18 protein-coding genes are annotated in these 15402 nt (G+C 52.3%); 1 reads left to right on the top strand and 17 read right to left on the bottom strand.

All coding sequences use genetic code 11. From position 1 onward, the window contains the following. Window positions 1-41: 41 nt before the first annotated feature. The 13 genes from AC50Y3_RS11550 to ald form a co-directional block, all read right to left on the bottom strand. Window positions 42-485 (bottom strand): stage V sporulation protein AB, encoded by a 444-nt coding sequence (locus AC50Y3_RS11550; RefSeq protein WP_494818903.1) that lies wholly within the window; start codon window positions 483-485, stop codon window positions 42-44. Continuing rightward, window positions 478-1143, bottom strand: coding sequence for a stage V sporulation protein AA (locus tag AC50Y3_RS11545; protein WP_494818902.1), 666 nt, complete (start codon window positions 1141-1143; stop codon window positions 478-480). Before AC50Y3_RS11545 ends, AC50Y3_RS11550 begins: the two co-directional genes overlap by 8 nt. Before the next feature lie 128 nt (window positions 1144-1271). Further along, window positions 1272-2027 (bottom strand): RNA polymerase sporulation sigma factor SigF, encoded by a 756-nt coding sequence (sigF, locus tag AC50Y3_RS11540; protein WP_494818901.1) that lies wholly within the window; start codon window positions 2025-2027, stop codon window positions 1272-1274. 20 nt (window positions 2028-2047) lie between these two features. Continuing rightward, window positions 2048-2494: an anti-sigma F factor gene (spoIIAB, locus tag AC50Y3_RS11535; protein WP_494818900.1), complete on the bottom strand. Its 447-nt coding sequence runs from the start codon at window positions 2492-2494 to the stop codon at window positions 2048-2050. Then, entirely contained in the window at window positions 2491-2844 is a 354-nt protein-coding gene (gene spoIIAA, locus AC50Y3_RS11530) for an anti-sigma F factor antagonist (protein WP_494818899.1), read from the bottom strand. Before spoIIAA ends, spoIIAB begins: the two co-directional genes overlap by 4 nt. 206 nt (window positions 2845-3050) lie before the next feature. Beyond that, window positions 3051-4241 carry a D-alanyl-D-alanine carboxypeptidase family protein gene (locus AC50Y3_RS11525; protein WP_494818898.1) on the bottom strand — a complete coding sequence of 397 codons (1191 nt, stop codon included), beginning with the start codon at window positions 4239-4241 and terminating at the stop codon, window positions 3051-3053. Between the two features lie 195 nt (window positions 4242-4436). After that, a complete protein-coding gene (locus AC50Y3_RS11520; RefSeq protein ID WP_494818897.1) occupies window positions 4437-5765 on the bottom strand; it encodes a pyrimidine-nucleoside phosphorylase in 1329 nt (442 codons plus the stop codon). A gap of 48 nt (window positions 5766-5813) precedes the next feature. Next, a complete protein-coding gene (locus AC50Y3_RS11515) occupies window positions 5814-5987 on the bottom strand; it encodes an aspartyl-phosphate phosphatase Spo0E family protein (protein WP_494818896.1) in 174 nt (57 codons plus the stop codon). A gap of 112 nt (window positions 5988-6099) precedes the next feature. Then, the gene (locus tag AC50Y3_RS11510; protein WP_494818895.1) at window positions 6100-6924 is read right to left on the bottom strand and encodes a purine-nucleoside phosphorylase; all 825 of its coding nucleotides are present in this window, start codon (window positions 6922-6924) and stop codon (window positions 6100-6102) included. Between the two features lie 56 nt (window positions 6925-6980). Next, entirely contained in the window at window positions 6981-8156 is a 1176-nt protein-coding gene (locus tag AC50Y3_RS11505) for a phosphopentomutase (RefSeq protein ID WP_494818894.1), read from the bottom strand. 7 nt (window positions 8157-8163) lie between these two features. Further along, entirely contained in the window at window positions 8164-9072 is a 909-nt protein-coding gene (gene xerD, locus AC50Y3_RS11500; protein WP_494818893.1) for a site-specific tyrosine recombinase XerD, read from the bottom strand. A gap of 100 nt (window positions 9073-9172) precedes the next feature. Then, the gene (locus AC50Y3_RS11495) at window positions 9173-9406 is read right to left on the bottom strand and encodes a DUF4227 family protein (protein WP_494818892.1); all 234 of its coding nucleotides are present in this window, start codon (window positions 9404-9406) and stop codon (window positions 9173-9175) included. 120 nt (window positions 9407-9526) lie between these two features. Continuing rightward, a complete protein-coding gene (gene ald, locus AC50Y3_RS11490; protein ID WP_494819227.1) occupies window positions 9527-10669 on the bottom strand; it encodes an alanine dehydrogenase in 1143 nt (380 codons plus the stop codon). 207 nt (window positions 10670-10876) lie between these two features. Here ald and AC50Y3_RS11485 point away from each other — a divergent pair, with 207 nt between their 5' ends. Continuing rightward, window positions 10877-12169, top strand: a complete 1293-nt coding sequence (locus AC50Y3_RS11485; RefSeq protein ID WP_494818891.1) for a S8 family peptidase — start codon at window positions 10877-10879, stop codon at window positions 12167-12169. Window positions 12170-12239: 70 nt separating this feature from the next. Here the strand turns inward: AC50Y3_RS11485 and fur are convergent, their stop codons facing one another. The 4 genes from fur to AC50Y3_RS11465 all read right to left on the bottom strand — a co-directional run bounded on the left by fur (window position 12240) and on the right by AC50Y3_RS11465 (window position 15294). Further along, window positions 12240-12704, bottom strand: coding sequence for a ferric iron uptake transcriptional regulator (gene fur, locus AC50Y3_RS11480; RefSeq protein WP_494818890.1), 465 nt, complete (start codon window positions 12702-12704; stop codon window positions 12240-12242). Between the two features lie 99 nt (window positions 12705-12803). After that, the gene (spoIIM, locus tag AC50Y3_RS11475; protein WP_494818889.1) at window positions 12804-13448 is read right to left on the bottom strand and encodes a stage II sporulation protein M; all 645 of its coding nucleotides are present in this window, start codon (window positions 13446-13448) and stop codon (window positions 12804-12806) included. A 65-nt stretch (window positions 13449-13513) separates the two neighbouring features. Further along, window positions 13514-14734, bottom strand: a complete 1221-nt coding sequence (locus tag AC50Y3_RS11470) for an endonuclease Q family protein (RefSeq protein ID WP_494818888.1) — start codon at window positions 14732-14734, stop codon at window positions 13514-13516. Between the two features lie 2 nt (window positions 14735-14736). After that, window positions 14737-15294 carry an NUDIX hydrolase gene (locus tag AC50Y3_RS11465; RefSeq protein ID WP_494818887.1) on the bottom strand — a complete coding sequence of 186 codons (558 nt, stop codon included), beginning with the start codon at window positions 15292-15294 and terminating at the stop codon, window positions 14737-14739. Between the last annotated feature and the right edge of the window lie 108 nt (window positions 15295-15402).

Raw genomic sequence — 15402 nt, 5'->3', positions numbered from 1 at the left:
CGTCCACTCATATCGAACCCTTCCTTCCCTTCCAATCGGTATTACGATGCATCATCCATCCATTGAAAAATGAGCCAATCAAATAAGGAGCCGGTTACTTTGCCAAGCATCATCGCCATCACCAAACTAACCATATAGCGGCTGAGCCTCATTCGTTTGGCCAGAATCGGAATCACATTCATGACCTCAGTCAGAGCAGCGCCGAGCATCCCGACGAAAATACCGTCAAACGTGCCGATAAATGCTAATGTCCCGGTCCTTGGAAGCATCAGCCGCCAATCCAGGAAATCGGCAAGCGACCAGAATACGGCGCCGCAAACGACCGCCGTTTCGAACCAAATGGACTTCCGGTACGCATAGGCCAGCTGTGCCAGCCTTGGGATCACATCCAGCACGATCAACAGGGCGACAAGCGCGCTGCCTACCCCAAGTCCCCCTGCAAAGCCCAGTATCGCGACAAACAGATTCGCTGCTGCACTAGCCATCGTCAATCCCCGTTCTCGGCTGCTTTAACGCTGAGCCGGCCTCGCTTTTCTTTCGCATCTCATCGGCAATGACGTAAGCATTGACATTCTCCTCATACATATAGAGCTCAACCTCGAGCGGATTGGGTTCTTCATTGAACCGTTTGCGGAACAGATGATTGAAGAACACCAGCATCCCAATGCCGATCCCGATCGAGTAAGGCACCTGGAACCACAGCGGATGCTCCGTTTTCTTACCGGTCACCATCTCGGTGATGCGAGAATGGACTTCCTTCATGCTGACATCCGTATGGAAATTCATAATCGCCAATCCGGAGCCAAAGAACAGCAGCAGCCAAGTGACGATAAGGATGACGATACGAGGTTTTCTCGGTGCATCTGCGACAATGACTAGCACCTGCGGATCACCAAACGAATCAACGAGTGTTCCGGGTTCTGCTTCTCGGATCAGTTTGACGATTTGAAGCAAATCAATGACGACACGATTGCCGTCCTTCCTTGAATGGCGGTGAAGCACCAGCGACGTAAGCCTTCGTTCCAGCTCGGCATCACTCGAGAATAAGCGGGCGGCATGACCCAGCGTCACGTGCTCGCCCGGTCGTATGCCTATCCGCTTGCGAAGGCGCAAATACAAGTTGGGCTGCATGTCAGCGTTCATGCCGGCACCCCCTTTCCAGTCAGGATTTCCTTGTTAGTATGATTAAAGGAGGGGCAGGATAATCGGAACAAACACAGCAAAAAAAGCCAAATTGCCCCTTCGGGCAATTTGGCTTTGGTGAGCAGCGCTCATTGCGCAATTTGATTGCGAATCAGCTGCAATATTTTTTTCTCCAGCCGGGATACCTGTACCTGCGAGATACCCAGCCTTGCGGCGACCTCCGACTGCGTTTGGTCCCGATAATACCTGAGAAATACGATGAGCCGCTCCCGCTCCGACAAGCCGCCGATCGCTTCATTCAGCGCCAGCTTGTCAAACCAGCGATCTTGGGAATCATCCGCGATTTGGTCCATCAGCGTTATCGGATCACCGTCATTCTCAAACACGGTCTCATGAATAGACGTCGGCGGCTTATTCGCCTCCTGAGCGAAGACGACATCCTCAGGAGTGATGCCGAGCCGTTCCGCCACTTCTTTAATCGTCGGGAGTCGGCCCAGTACCTTGGACAGCTCATCCTTGGTCTTACGCACCTTATTGGCCGTCTCTTTCAACGAGCGGCTTACCTTAAGCGTTCCGTCATCCCGTAGGAAACGCTGAATTTCGCCGATAATCATCGGCACTGCATAAGTGGAAAACTTCACTTCATAGGAGAGATCGAACTTATCGACCGATTTGAGCAAGCCGATGCAGCCGATCTGGAACAAATCTTCCGGTTCATAGCCACGCCCCATAAACCGCTGAACTACGGACCATACGAGCCGGATGTTGCATTGCACGAGCGTATCGCGCGCGAGCGTATCTCCGGATTGACTAAGCGCAATGAGCCGCTTGACCTCGGAGTCATCCAAATAAGGCTGCGCCGTTTGTTTCATATCGACATTCATGCGGTCCAACCCCTATGCGCCTAATTAAACAGCGCTTTTTTCGATTCAATGCGCTTTGTCATCGCGATCGACGTCCCGTTGCCCGGCTCGCTAAACACATCGAAGCCATCCATGAAGTTCTCCATAATGGTAAATCCCATGCCGGAGCGCTCCATTTCCGGTTTAGAGGTATAAAGCGGCTGGCGTGCAAGGTCCAGATCCTCAATGCCTCTGCCCTTGTCAAGGACGGTAAGCTTAACGACATCCCCGTCAATGAAGCCTTCGATCGTAACGACGCCGTTCGGGTCGCTGTCATAGCCGTGAATAATCGCATTGGTTACCGCTTCGGAGATAGCCGTCTTCAAATCGTTCAATTCTTCCATTGTCGGGTCCAGCTGAGATACGAAAGCCGCAACCGCAACACGCGCGAACGCTTCATTCTCCGAACGTGCGGAGAATGAAAGTGTCATCTCATTTCTTCCGTTCATGAAACGACCTCCAAACTTGTGAGCGCGAGCCGCTCGTTCTCGTGAATCGGCAATATTTTGAACAATCCCGACAGTTCGAACAGCCGGTAGACGCTCTGATTGACATCGCATACTACCATCTTGCCGCCTCTGGCTTTGAGCTGCTTATACCTGCCGAGAATAACGCCAAGTCCTGAGCTGTCCATGAACAGCAGATCCTTCAGGCTGAGAATGATGTGGGCGCTGTTGCCATGCAGAATCGCTTCTTCCATCTTGAACCGGACAACATCCGCGGTATGGTGATCAAGCTCGCCCCGCAGTCTAACGATCAGTACATTTCGATAATGCTCCAATTCGATCTGAAGACTCATACTGTTGTTCACTCCTAACGATTATTGCCCTGCTATTGCGGAGCACAAGCTATCCATCTGCCAGCGTAAAGCAGACGATGGATAAGTTAGTGTTGAACAAGCAATTCTACGCTTCAGCTTTCATTTCCTGCCCCCCGACAAAACTAGAAGCAGAGCGCTAGAAGCAGACAAATACCGCGCGGGAGCTGTATCATTTGACGACAAAATTATTTAAATAAACTGCCGCAGGACCGTTTGAACAACGTCCACCAGCCGGCACGCTCCACCGTAGCGGGGGAATCCACCGCGAACTCAGTCAGCACCTGGTCGCCTTGGAATACGATCAGCTTCCCGATGGGTTCGTTGATCGTCACCGGCGCCTTCAGCGGATTCAGCTGCAGTTGGTAGCGGATATCTTTCACCGAGCTGCCTTTCTTGAGCAGCACGCTATACGAGTGTTTAGCCGTCAGCTTCAGCTCAGGCAGTACACCTTTCTCAACAGACACGACTCCCATTTCGTCCCCCTTCTGGAAGATCGTATGGTTCATGTACTGCGCGAACGAATAATCGAACATCTGGGAAACTTCGGCATTACGCGTTTTCGTGTTTGGCTCTCCCATAACAACCGCGATTACACGCAGATTGTCACGACGAGCAGTAGCTGTCAGGCAAAACTTCGCTTCACTTGTAAACCCGGTTTTGAGGCCGTCTGCACCTGTATAGAACCGGACTAGTTTATTGGTGTTCACGAGCCAAAACGGCTTCTCGCTGGATTTACGCAGATAATCCTGGTACAGCCCTGTATATTTCGTAATTTCGGCATGCTTGAGCAGCTCTCTGGACATCACTGCAATATCATGGGCAGATGAGTAGTGATCGGTAGCCGGAAGCCCATTGCAATTGTTAAAATGGGTGTTCTTGAGGCCAAGCTCAGCTGCACGCTTATTCATCATGTCGACAAAAGCGGCTTCCGTTCCGGCGATCTTCTCGGCCATGGCCACAGAGGCGTCATTGCCTGATGCCAGCGCGATGCCCTTCAGCATCTCGTCGACGCTCATTTGCTCGCCCGGCTCCAGGAAAATTTGCGAGCCTCCCATAGAAGCGGCATAATCACTCGTGGAAACTTTGTCTGTCAGCTTGATACGGCCTTCGTCCAGCGACTCCATAATGAGCAGCATCGTCATGACCTTCGTGATGCTGGCAGGCGGCAAGGCAGCATGGCTGTTCTTCTCATAAATAATCGTACCGCTGTCTGCGTCCATCAGAATGGCGGAGCGAGCAGACGGTGCCAAATCCGCTGCGCCGGCAGGTGCGGCATTCGGCGCTGCGCCTTCTTTCGCCAAGGCAGCTGCAGGTGCCGATAGAACGAATATCGCCGTTAAACTCATGGCGAGCAATTGCTTCCATTTGCTAATCATAGGTTGTTCTCCTCCTGAATGATGCCCGCGGCATAGCTATGGCCGCAATTCGGCTAAAATCTCATTCCTAGTGTGGACGAGTGAACAGTAAAATATTCCATTTTTTAGATTGAAAATCAAAACTATCCTGCAAAAAAAAGCGGCCATTCGGGATATACCCCGAATAGCCGCTCTGATCCTCCAACTAACGCCTTACTAAAACCGCTGTACGCCTTCCTCCGTCACTACAGACAGAAGAAGCGGCGAAGGTGCTACCGGTTCACTGCTGAACGTATACGCCTCCTGCACGCGCTTGACAACGTCACGAACAGACGCGTTGTCCTCGCGCACATGCAGCAGCGCAAGACAATCGCCTTTCTTCACCTTGTCGCCGACTTTGCGCTGCATGACAACGCCAACCGCATAATCGATGACCGATTCCTTCGTTGCACGACCTGCGCCAAGCAGCATCGCGGCAAGACCAAGTTCCTCCGCTTGAATAGCACTCACGTAGCCATCCTGCTCTGCCGGAACCTCAAGCACAAGCGGCGCTTGCGGCAGCAATGACCGGTCTTCAGCCACCTGCGGATTACCGCCTTGTGCCGCTACGAAGACTTTAAACTTCTCCAGAGCCGCGCCGGAAGTGAGACGGTCGCGCAGCATGGCCTCGGCTTCCGCCAGACTGCCGGCTTGACCGCCAAGCACAACCATGTGTGAGCTGAGCGCCAGACATAGAGCTGTCAAATCCTCAGGCCCTTTACCATGCAGCGTATCAATCGCTTCTTGTACTTCAAGCGCATTGCCGATCGCATAACCAAGCGGCTGATCCATATCGCTGATCAGCGCCGCCGTTTTTCGGCCAACCTCTGTCCCGATCGCTACCATCGCTTTGGCCAATTCCTCCGAATCCTCCAGCGTCTTCATGAAAGCGCCGCTTCCTGTTTTCACGTCGAGCACGATTGCATCCGCACCGGCTGCAATCTTCTTGCTCATAACTGAGCTCGCAATCAGCGGGATCGACTCTACGGTTGCCGTTACGTCTCGGAGCGCATAGAGCTTCTTGTCAGCAGGCGTCATATTGCCGCTTTGGCCGACGATGGCAAGCCCGATTTCGTTCATCTGCGCAATAAATTCCTCGCTCGTCAGTTCGGTACGGAACCCTGCCATCGCTTCCATTTTGTCGATTGTGCCGCCCGTATGTCCAAGTCCGCGACCTGACATCTTCGCCACCGGTACACCGCATGAGGCGACAAGAGGGCCGATAATCAGACTCGTTTTATCACCAACACCGCCGGTGCTGTGTTTATCTACTTTAATGCCGCGAATCGGCGACAGATCGACTTGATCGCCCGATTCTGCCATAGCCATCGTTAAGTTAGCCGTTTCTTCCGCGTTCATACCGCGAAAAAAAACAGCCATAGCCCAGGCGGAAAGCTGATAATCCGGGATGTCGCCTTGGCTATAGCCTTTTATAAGAAATGACAGCTCGTCCTTAGACAGCACTCCGCCATTTCGTTTCTTTTGAATGATATCGACTGCTCGCAAGCGGATGAGCCTCCTTATGTATAAACCATGTTCGTAACTTGCATCAGGTCACCTTTGGGCACTCGACGATTTGCTTTTCTCTGCCTGCACTTTGACGATCAATTGGTCAAGCGTCTGGCTGAGCTGGATCACATCTCGGTGAAGAAATGTTTCCTTACGCATCGCAGCCGCCACCAATTGTCCTCGCAGTCGTTCCAGTCGACGATAACTTTGATTGTCCATGAAATCGCAATCCCCACTTTATTGTGTACTATCTGTCACGGACATTATACGACGACAAGCGGACAAAGAATGTCACAATCAGTCGAGGCCTTTATTACATTTTTGTTACAGCCTACATAAGCGGAATAACGCCGTTTACTAGGCCAAGGAACCTGGATTTTACACGTTCCGTCGTTTCCATGACTTCATCATGCGACAGCGGCTGATCCAAAATACCCGATGCCATGTTGCTGATACAAGAGATGCCGAGCACTTCAATGCCGGAATGGCTTGCCGCAATAACCTCGGAAACCGTCGACATGCCGACAGCATCCGCTCCTAATATACGCATCATGCGAATTTCCGCAGGGGTCTCGTAAGAGGGGCCAAGCACCGCGATATACACGCCTTCTTGAAGTGTGAACCCTTGATCCAGCGCTACGCCTCTTGCCAGTTCGCGCAAACGTTTGCTGTAAGGCTGGGACATATCCGGGAAACGAACGCCAAGCTCCTTGTCATTAGGCCCGACAAGCGGGTTATGGCCTTGGAAGTTAATGTGATCGCTGATCAGCATAAGATCGCCCGGATTGTAGGTCGTATTCACGCCGCCGGCCGCATTCGTAACCACAAGCTTCGAAGCGCCGATTGCTTTCATTACGCGTACCGGGAAAGCGGTCAGATCTGGGCCGTATCCTTCATACAGGTGGAACCGTCCGCGCATGAGGACAACCGGACGACCGGATAGTTTGCCGATCATCAGCTCGCCGGCATGACCTTCTACAGTGGAGATCGGGAAATGCGGGATTTCGTGATAAGGAATGACGACAGCCTCTTCGATGTAATCGCCAAGAATGCCAAGTCCGGAACCCATAATAAGGCCGACCTCCGGCTGGATGGAAATTTTCGAATTGATATAGGCTGCCGCTTCTTGAATATGGGATGCTTTAAGTGTGTTCACGTTGATGAACCTCCTGTAATTGTTGTTGACGTGCATTTAGCGCAGGTATAACTTAATCAGTTTAGCTCATTCAAAAATGACACACCATGATCGGGACGCGCCACGCCAAAATTATCGGCGATGGTGGCAGCGACATCCGCAAACGTTGAACGAATGCCAAGCGATCCCGGCGTCTTCAAAGCCGGTCCGTATACCAGCAAGGGCACATACTCTCTCGTATGGTCGGTGCCGGAATAGGTTGGATCGTTGCCATGATCGGCTGTCACGATGAGCAGATCCCGCTCTCCGAGACGCTTCGTCAGCTCCGGCACACTGCGGTCGAACGCTTCAAGCGCGCCGGCGTAACCTTGAGGGTCGCGACGATGACCATATAGCGAATCGAAATCGACCAGATTCGTGAAGAGCATGCCTTTAAAAGGACGATCCAGCGCTGCGATGGTTTTATTCACGCCATCCTCGTTGCTCTTCGTATGAAGTGCCTCGGTAATCCCTTCGCTGACGAAGATATCATCGATCTTGCCGACAGCAATGACATCGAATCCGCCGTCCTTCAGCGCGTTCAGAACGGTCGGTGCCGGCGGCTTCACCGCGTAATCATGCCGATTCGCCGTCCGTTTGAAAGAGCCTGGCTTGCCCACGAATGGCCTCGCGATGACACGTCCAACGGCATAGCGCTCGTCCAGCGTAAGCTCACGCGCGATTTCACAGGCACGGTACAGCTCCTCTAACGGAATGATGTCTTCGTTTGCAGCAATTTGGAATACACTGTCCGCACTCGTGTAAACGATCCATTTCCCTGTATTCAGCTGCTCTTCGCCCAGTTCGTCCATAATATCGGTACCGCTGGCTGATTTGTTGCCAAGCACGCCGCGGCCAGTTCGAGTCTCAAACTCGCTGAGCAGCTCGTCCGGGAATCCGTCCGGGAACGTCCGGAAGGGTACGGTCACCTTCAAGCCTGCGATTTCCCAGTGGCCGGTCATCGTATCTTTACCCACGGATACCTCAGCCATTTTGCCATAGTAAGCTAAGGCGTCTGCATCCGGCTTCCAACCGCCAAGGGGAGCGATTCGATCAAGTCCCCAGCTGCGAAGATGCGGCATTTGAAGCTCCGGCACCTCTTGCAAAATATGACCCAATGTATGGGAACCTACGTCGCCGAAAGCCGGTGCATCCTGAAGCTCGCCGATTCCGACGCTGTCGAGCACGATTACTGTAATACGGTCAAACTTCATAGCCTGATCACTCCGAATTCGTATGTTTACTTCTGGCCCGCGGATGTGCCAGGTTGTACACCTCTTTAATGCGCGGCTTGGTCACCTGCACATACACCTGGGTTGTGGAAATATCGGCATGGCCGAGCATTTCTTGCACGGCACGCAAATCCGCGCCGTTCTCGAGCAGATGAGCAGCGAAGGAATGCCGCAGCGTATGCGGTGTCATTTCGCCCTCGATGCCTGCTTCTGCAGCGTACTTCTTCAAAATTTTCCAAAAGCCTTGCCGGGTCATTCTGGCCCCTTGCTGATTGAGAAACAGAGCCGTTTCGTCATGCTTACGCAGCTTCACCCGCACCTGCTTCAGATACACGGCCAGTGCCTCAGTCGCAACACTGCCAAGTGGAATGATTCGCTCTTTGGTCGCGGAGCCGATACAACGAATGAAGCCCATCGGCAAGTTAATATGCTCATCATCTAAAGAGATAAGTTCAGATACACGGATCCCTGTTGCATAGAGAACCTCCAGCATGGCGAGATCGCGTATACCGGCATTCGTTTCGGGATCTGGTGCGGCGAGCAGTCTCTCCACATCTGTAATCGTAACTATTTTGGGCAACCGCTTCTCTTGCTTAGGCATCTCCAAATGAATCGTCGGATCGCTTTGCATATGCCGCTGCATAATTAAATAATGGAAAAAAGCACGTAACGAGACCATATGCCTGGAAACAGTCGCAACCGCCCGTCCCTGCTGCTTCAGCTGAAGCATGTAGAGAGAGAGGTGGTGCTTTTGGATGCCGTCCACGTACGAAATGCCCTGACTTTCTGCGTAATCCAGAAATAAGGATAAATCCCGTTCATAGGACGACAATGTATTGGCAGACAGCCTCCGCCCTTCCTGTAAATACTGTATAAATGTTCGCAGATGCACTCTCATGGGTCGTTCCTTTCCCGGATAAACAGCTTCAGCAGGTATCCCTGCTATATTCCACAAAGCTGCTTAATATCCTGCCAAAGGAAACCAAAACACCTGCATCCTATTCGCCATACCAGTAAAATAACCGAAGCTTGTCATAAATGCTGCTTGCATCCACCTGAAACGGTTCTTCCTTGAATACCTTCAATGCTTGACCCTGCGGTACGCGATACGGATCCTCGGGCGTAATCCAAACGGCGATAAACCGGCAGCCGCCGTACATCGTAATTGTAAAAAAGCAGAGCAGCAGCACAAAAAATATCCGTCTCAGCCACCTGCGAACCGACACCACCATCGCATATCCCCCTTTTCCTAAAGCGAAGAATGGGCAGCCTTTCCCGTTTGCAGACGGGCAAATGGTTGTCCTTTACAACACCTTATGAGCAGGGACGACGAATCATGCATAAGCGCCCAGCTAGCTTAGTTTATCGAAAGCTACGCTCTCAAGCAATTGAGTCATGCTGATGTACGGCATATTTACAGCCTCAGCTACCTGTGGATGCGTAACGCGGCCTTTGTACGTGTTCACACCTTTACGAAGCGGCTCGTTCGCCCGCACGGCTTCCTCCAGCCCTTTGCCGGCAAGCTCCAGCGCATACGGCATTGTCACGTTCGTCAAGGCCAGTGTAGAGGTTCTCGGAACGGCTCCGGGCATATTCGCAACGGCATAATGGAGGACGCCATGTTTCTCATAAACCGGATCCTTATGCGTAGTTACTCGGTCGATTGTCGCAATGGTTCCCCCTTGGTCAACGGCAACGTCCACGATGACGGCACCTTTCTTCATCGTCTTCACCATATCTTCGGTCACCAAGTGCGGTGCTCTGGCTCCTGGAATGAGAACCGCTCCGATCAACAGGTCTGCTTTCTTCACCGCGCTTGCAATGTTATAGGGGTTCGACATTAATGTACGAATGCGGCCTTCAAACACTTCATCTATATAACGCATGCGATCCGCGCTGCGTTCCAGAATAACGACGCTTGCTCCCATGCCAAGCGCAATACGAGCCGCATTCGTACCCACGATGCCGCCGCCAAGGATAATAACCTCGGCAGGAGGAACGCCCGGTACGCCGCCAAGCAATATCCCGCGTCCGCCGTAGAAGGCTTCCAAGAATTGAGACCCAACCTGCACCGCCATCCTGCCCGCTACCTCGCTCATCGGAGTGAGCAGCGGCAAGCTGCCATTAGGCATCTGAATCGTTTCATAGGCGACTCCCGAGACATCCTTCTCGATGAGTGCCTTTGTAAGTTCAGGCGCAGCAGCTAGGTGCAAGTACGTGAACAGGAGCAGCCCTTCGCGGAAATAACCAAACTCTTCCGGCAAAGGCTCCTTCACCTTCATAATCATTTCTGCCTTCGCCCAGACTTCCTTCGCCGTTGGTAAGATGGCAGCTCCTTCCGCTATATAGGCCTCATCTGTAAAGCTGCTTCCTTCTCCGGCACCGCTTTCGACCACGACCTCATGACCGGCAGCCTTCAACATTCCCGCTCCTGCAGGGGTAAGCGCAACTCGATACTCGCTTGCTTTGATTTCTTTCGGCACGCCGATAATCATATGCATCTCCCTCTCCGTCTCCTTGATTCTTCATATGCAGGCAGAGGACGGGTTGACAGTCCTCCCTGATACTTTCTCTCGCGGAACGGAAAATATGTACCCGTGTATCAGCATCTACCCATGCCCTTGTACGAATGTCTCCATACACTGGAGTATTGGTTCCTGCACCGATTGGAAGTTCAGTCTATCGTTAAAGGAGGAGCATCTTTGCCAAATGTTGAACGGCTGCTGCTCAGCTGCTCAAAAGGCAGATCATCAGGTCATACGACGCGTAAATTAATCGGCTTCAAATCGCAATCACAATATACGCAATGTCTTAAGGAGCTTGCCAAATACGGCATACGACCGGTTAAGAGCATTCGTCGCAACCGCGTCATCTGCTGTCACGTCGACAGCCGTCGTACTCAGCAGCTGCAATCATTAGCCGAGCATCCGAATGTCAGCTATGTGGAGCCCGATTTCAAGCTCCATGCGCATGGTTTCCCGGTGCAGTCCAAAGCGAAGAACGCAAAAGTCCGCATCAGCGCAAAGGCTTCCCTTTACATGAGAAAAAACTTGCGCACGCGCGGCGCAGGCAAAGGAAAGCTGCACTCGGATTCGTCCTCAAGCAATGTAGGCTGGAATCACTCGCAAATAGAAGCGAATAAAGTATGGTCGTCCACGAAAGGCAAAGGCGCAGGAATCGCCATTATCGATACAGGCATCGCCAAACATTCTGACCTTCGCATATACGGAGGCGTCAATACGATGGGCGGTTCGTCTTACAAAGACGACAACGGCCATGGCACCCATGTAGCAGGCATAGCGGCGGCAGCCGGTTCAAACGGCGTGCTGCAAGGCGTAGCACCTCGCGCGAGGCTGTACGCCGTCAAAGCGCTCGATGCGAGCGGTGCAGGTTACGTCTCTGATATTATTAAAGGCATCGACTGGTGTATCTCCAAGAAGATTCCCATCATCAATATGAGCCTTGGACTCGAAGGGGAAACGAGCAGCGCGCTGAAGGAAGCCGTTCAGCGTGCCAGACAGAACGGTATTATTGTCGTGGCCTCAGCGGGAAACAGCGGATCTAGCACCGGCCGTATTGATCAGCCTGCCCGGTACTCTACAGCGATTGCCGTTGCAGCATCTACTCGTAAAGGAAAGGTCGCTAATTATAGCAGCCGCGGCTATGGCATCGACGTCACTGCCCCGGGCAGCTATATTAAATCGACATCGCTGGGCGGCGGTTATCAAGTGTTATCCGGCACGAGCATGTCCAGCCCTCATGTGGCCGGCGGCGTTGCGCTATTGAAGTCACTAGATCCCTCGCTCAGTCCCTCGACGATTACGAAGCGGCTGCGCGCTTCAGCCAAGCGAATCTCGAGCTATTCCTCTAAAGCGCAGGGCTATGGGATTATGCAGCTTGGAGGGGCAGCAGCTTACTCCTCCTCCGATCAATCGACTGAGGCAGCTTCTCGCAAGTCCAAATCCGGTCACAAGTCAAGAAGGAAGAGACCCTAAAAGCGCACAAAAAACTCCCTTTAACAGTGTTGCTCAGCACTAGTGCTGAGAACACTGCAGAAGGGAGTGTTTAGTTTTCGACCTTGAGAGCATCGTTCTTCGCTTTGCAATTGACGCATACTCCTTGAAAATCAAGGCGATGGTCTAGTACCATAAAACCGTATTCCCGCTCGAGTCGCTCTTCAAGCGACCCAAGCCAATCTTCCAATATTTCACTCATGGTTCCACATTGCACGCAGATGAGGTGATGATGATGATGTTTGTTGTTGTCTGCCCGTAAATCGTAACGCGCAACGCCATCCCCAAAATTCATCTTCTCCACGACATGCAGCTCGCTCAGCAGTTCCAATGTTCGATATACTGTTGCTAATCCGATCTCAGGCGCGATGTCCTTGACGAGCATGAACACGTCTTCCGCGCTAAGATGATCCTCTTCGTTCTCCAGAAGCACACGAACTGTAGCTTCTCGCTGTGGGGTGAGCTTGTACCCCTGCGACTGCAGCTGCTGCTTAATCTTATCAATCCGGGATTCCATGGCTTCCCCCCTCATACCTGACTTGTGCCATTATCACGGAATCGGTTTGCTTTTATTATAGGTGCTCATTACGAACAAAGTCAATTTTTTTTAGAATCATTACAATCCACCGCTGACACCTACGATAAGCGGAGCGGCCCATTTTAGCAGCATCGGGGTGACATAACACTCCACGGCAGCAGCTCCCAGAATGATGATCAGCATCATGACAGCGCTGGATGTGAAAGTGAATAATGGCTGGCTAAGCGTGCCGAAACGGCCTAAGAGCCGGTTCTTAATCACATAGAGTCCGAAAGAAACCGCCGACACGCTAATGATGAGAAAGGCCGGTACAGCCAGTAAATTTGGCGGGGCGACAGAAGCTAGCGAGAAGATCAGACCCTTCCACGCAAATTGCCGCACCAGCGTACCGATCGCGAAGCCTACCAATACGCCTTTCAGAAAATCAAGCGCCAGCACAAGCGGCATCCCAACGACAGTCAGCCCTAGTACCCAGATGAGGATCAGCCATTTGGCATGGAACCAAGCCCGATCCCAGAACGACTCGCCGCCGCTCTGCAAGACACCTTCCTGGATATGATGGATGAATTGCTGTACATCCCCCGCCAAATTTTGCTGCTGATCCAGTGTCAATGCATTAACGAGAAGCGCACCGAAAACTACCCCTACGACAAATAAAACAGAAACAAATACATAAAGCGTCAGCTGATCCTTCACATTCGGCTGAAGCGCGGATGATCGCATGGCATATCCCCCTAAACCCAGATGGTTCAGTGTATGTCCAAGCCCCCGCAGCTATGACGGTCTGCTTACGACTTGCTTGCGACTTTGCCGTAGTTGCCTCCGCCGCCTGCTTGCAGCTTTAATGAACCAGTACGGGCTTCAGCTATAATCGATGCCGCCGATTCTCCTGCAAGCTCTGCAATCGCCGCTGTCGGTACATCATGAAGAATGTTCATCTCCGTTCCAAACTGATCCAGCAGCTTGGACAACGTCTTCGGGCCGATCCCCGGGATAAATTCCAGCGGTACTTGATAGATATAACGAGGACGATTTTGCGGCACTACCGGCTCGCTTCGCCCCGCTTTAGCCCCTAGCTCCATAATCCGGTCCAATACACCTCGTACTTGCTTGAGACTACCGCATTGCAAGCAGCGCTCGGCATCCTGCTTGTCCTCCACGAGTGAACCGCAATTCACACAGTACGTGCGATGATACTTTCCGAGCACCGGATTCAGCCCATAATTGGCCGTTATTGCTCGTCCTTCTGCCCCTTCAAGTGCCAGCTTCAGTTCCCTATATGACGGCTCTTGAAGATACAGCTCATTGTACTCACGACCGATCTTCGCTAAGGAGTGCGCATCTGAATTCGTCAGAAACGGCAGCGTATCAAGCTCAGGAATGAGCCCTGCCATCTCGCTGTCCGAGCTTAGTCCGAGCTCGACGGCATCTACGAGACTCGGATCCAGCGTATCGCTTAGCAGATCGGAGCAGCTCCCGAACAAGCTCTTATGCGGCGTGAAAATATGGGCAGGGATGAACAGCCCGCCTCGTCCCTTCACTTCCGCTTGCAGCTCTCGGGATGGCACATATAAACGCTGTGAGCTGAGCTGTACATTGCGCATCGAGCGGGACATCCACTTCGTGAACGATTGCATCTCTGCAAAATCGGGCAGATAGATCAGATGATGTGCCGTGCCGAAACCGGCATCGCGAACCTCAATTTCGGACCCGAGAAGAATCGTCGTATTCTTGTAGCGAATGCCTCCACCGCTAATTTCGGTCATTTCCCCGGAATCAAGCAAGGACTCTATATCTCGCTGAACACCGGGAGAGTGGCAGTCGATCACGCCAAGCAGACCGATTCCTTTGCGAACCGCCGCCTCATGTGCAATGTTTCGGAAGGTTAGATCTTTGCTGCCGCTGATCTTAACCGGTTCTCCCCGCTCCGTCAGTCCAATATGCAAATGAAGATCGGCAAATACACGGCCCAGCTTCCCTTCTTGTACAGCCGCTTTCACAGTCGTCACCTCTAGATCTCTCCCGTAAGCCTGTAAATATGCCATGCATAGACGGCCAGAATGGTCTTCGCATCGCTGATCCGCTCTTCTTTCATATATTGCTGCGCCTGCTCGAACGTAATCGCTTCTACAGCCAGAAACTCATCCTCATCCGGCGCGCTTTCCCCTTTCACAAGCTCCTCTGCGAGATACACGTACAGCTTCTCGTCGGCGAATCCAGGTGACGTATAGAACGCACTTAGCGGACGAAGCTTCCCGGCACGGTAGCCGGTTTCCTCTTCAAGCTCACGCGCTGCAGCAACCATCGGATCTTCACCGGCATCCAGCTTCCCAGCCGGAATCTCGATCTGGAACTTTTCCATCGGCTTACGATACTGCTCCACGACCAGCATTTTATCATCGATTAGGGCAAGAACGGCTGCCGCACCGGGATGTCTCACAATTTCGCGCGTGGCTGTTTTGCCATCAGGCAGCTCGATCGTATCGACCTGCAGCGAAATTATTTTCCCATCGAAAATCGGTTCAGTCTTAATTGTTTTCTCTCGGAATTGATCGGTTTTCTCTAACATCTCTCATCGGCTCCTTTGATGGCAATTCGGCAAATCGGCAATTCAGCAGGCATATGTTCTCTAACTCTCTCATATCTATCTATCAGTATAGCAAAAGGGGAGATCATT

This window comes from Paenibacillus sp. J22R98, from assembly GCF_059383835.1.
This window is presented reverse-complemented; position numbering and strand designations above follow the sequence as displayed.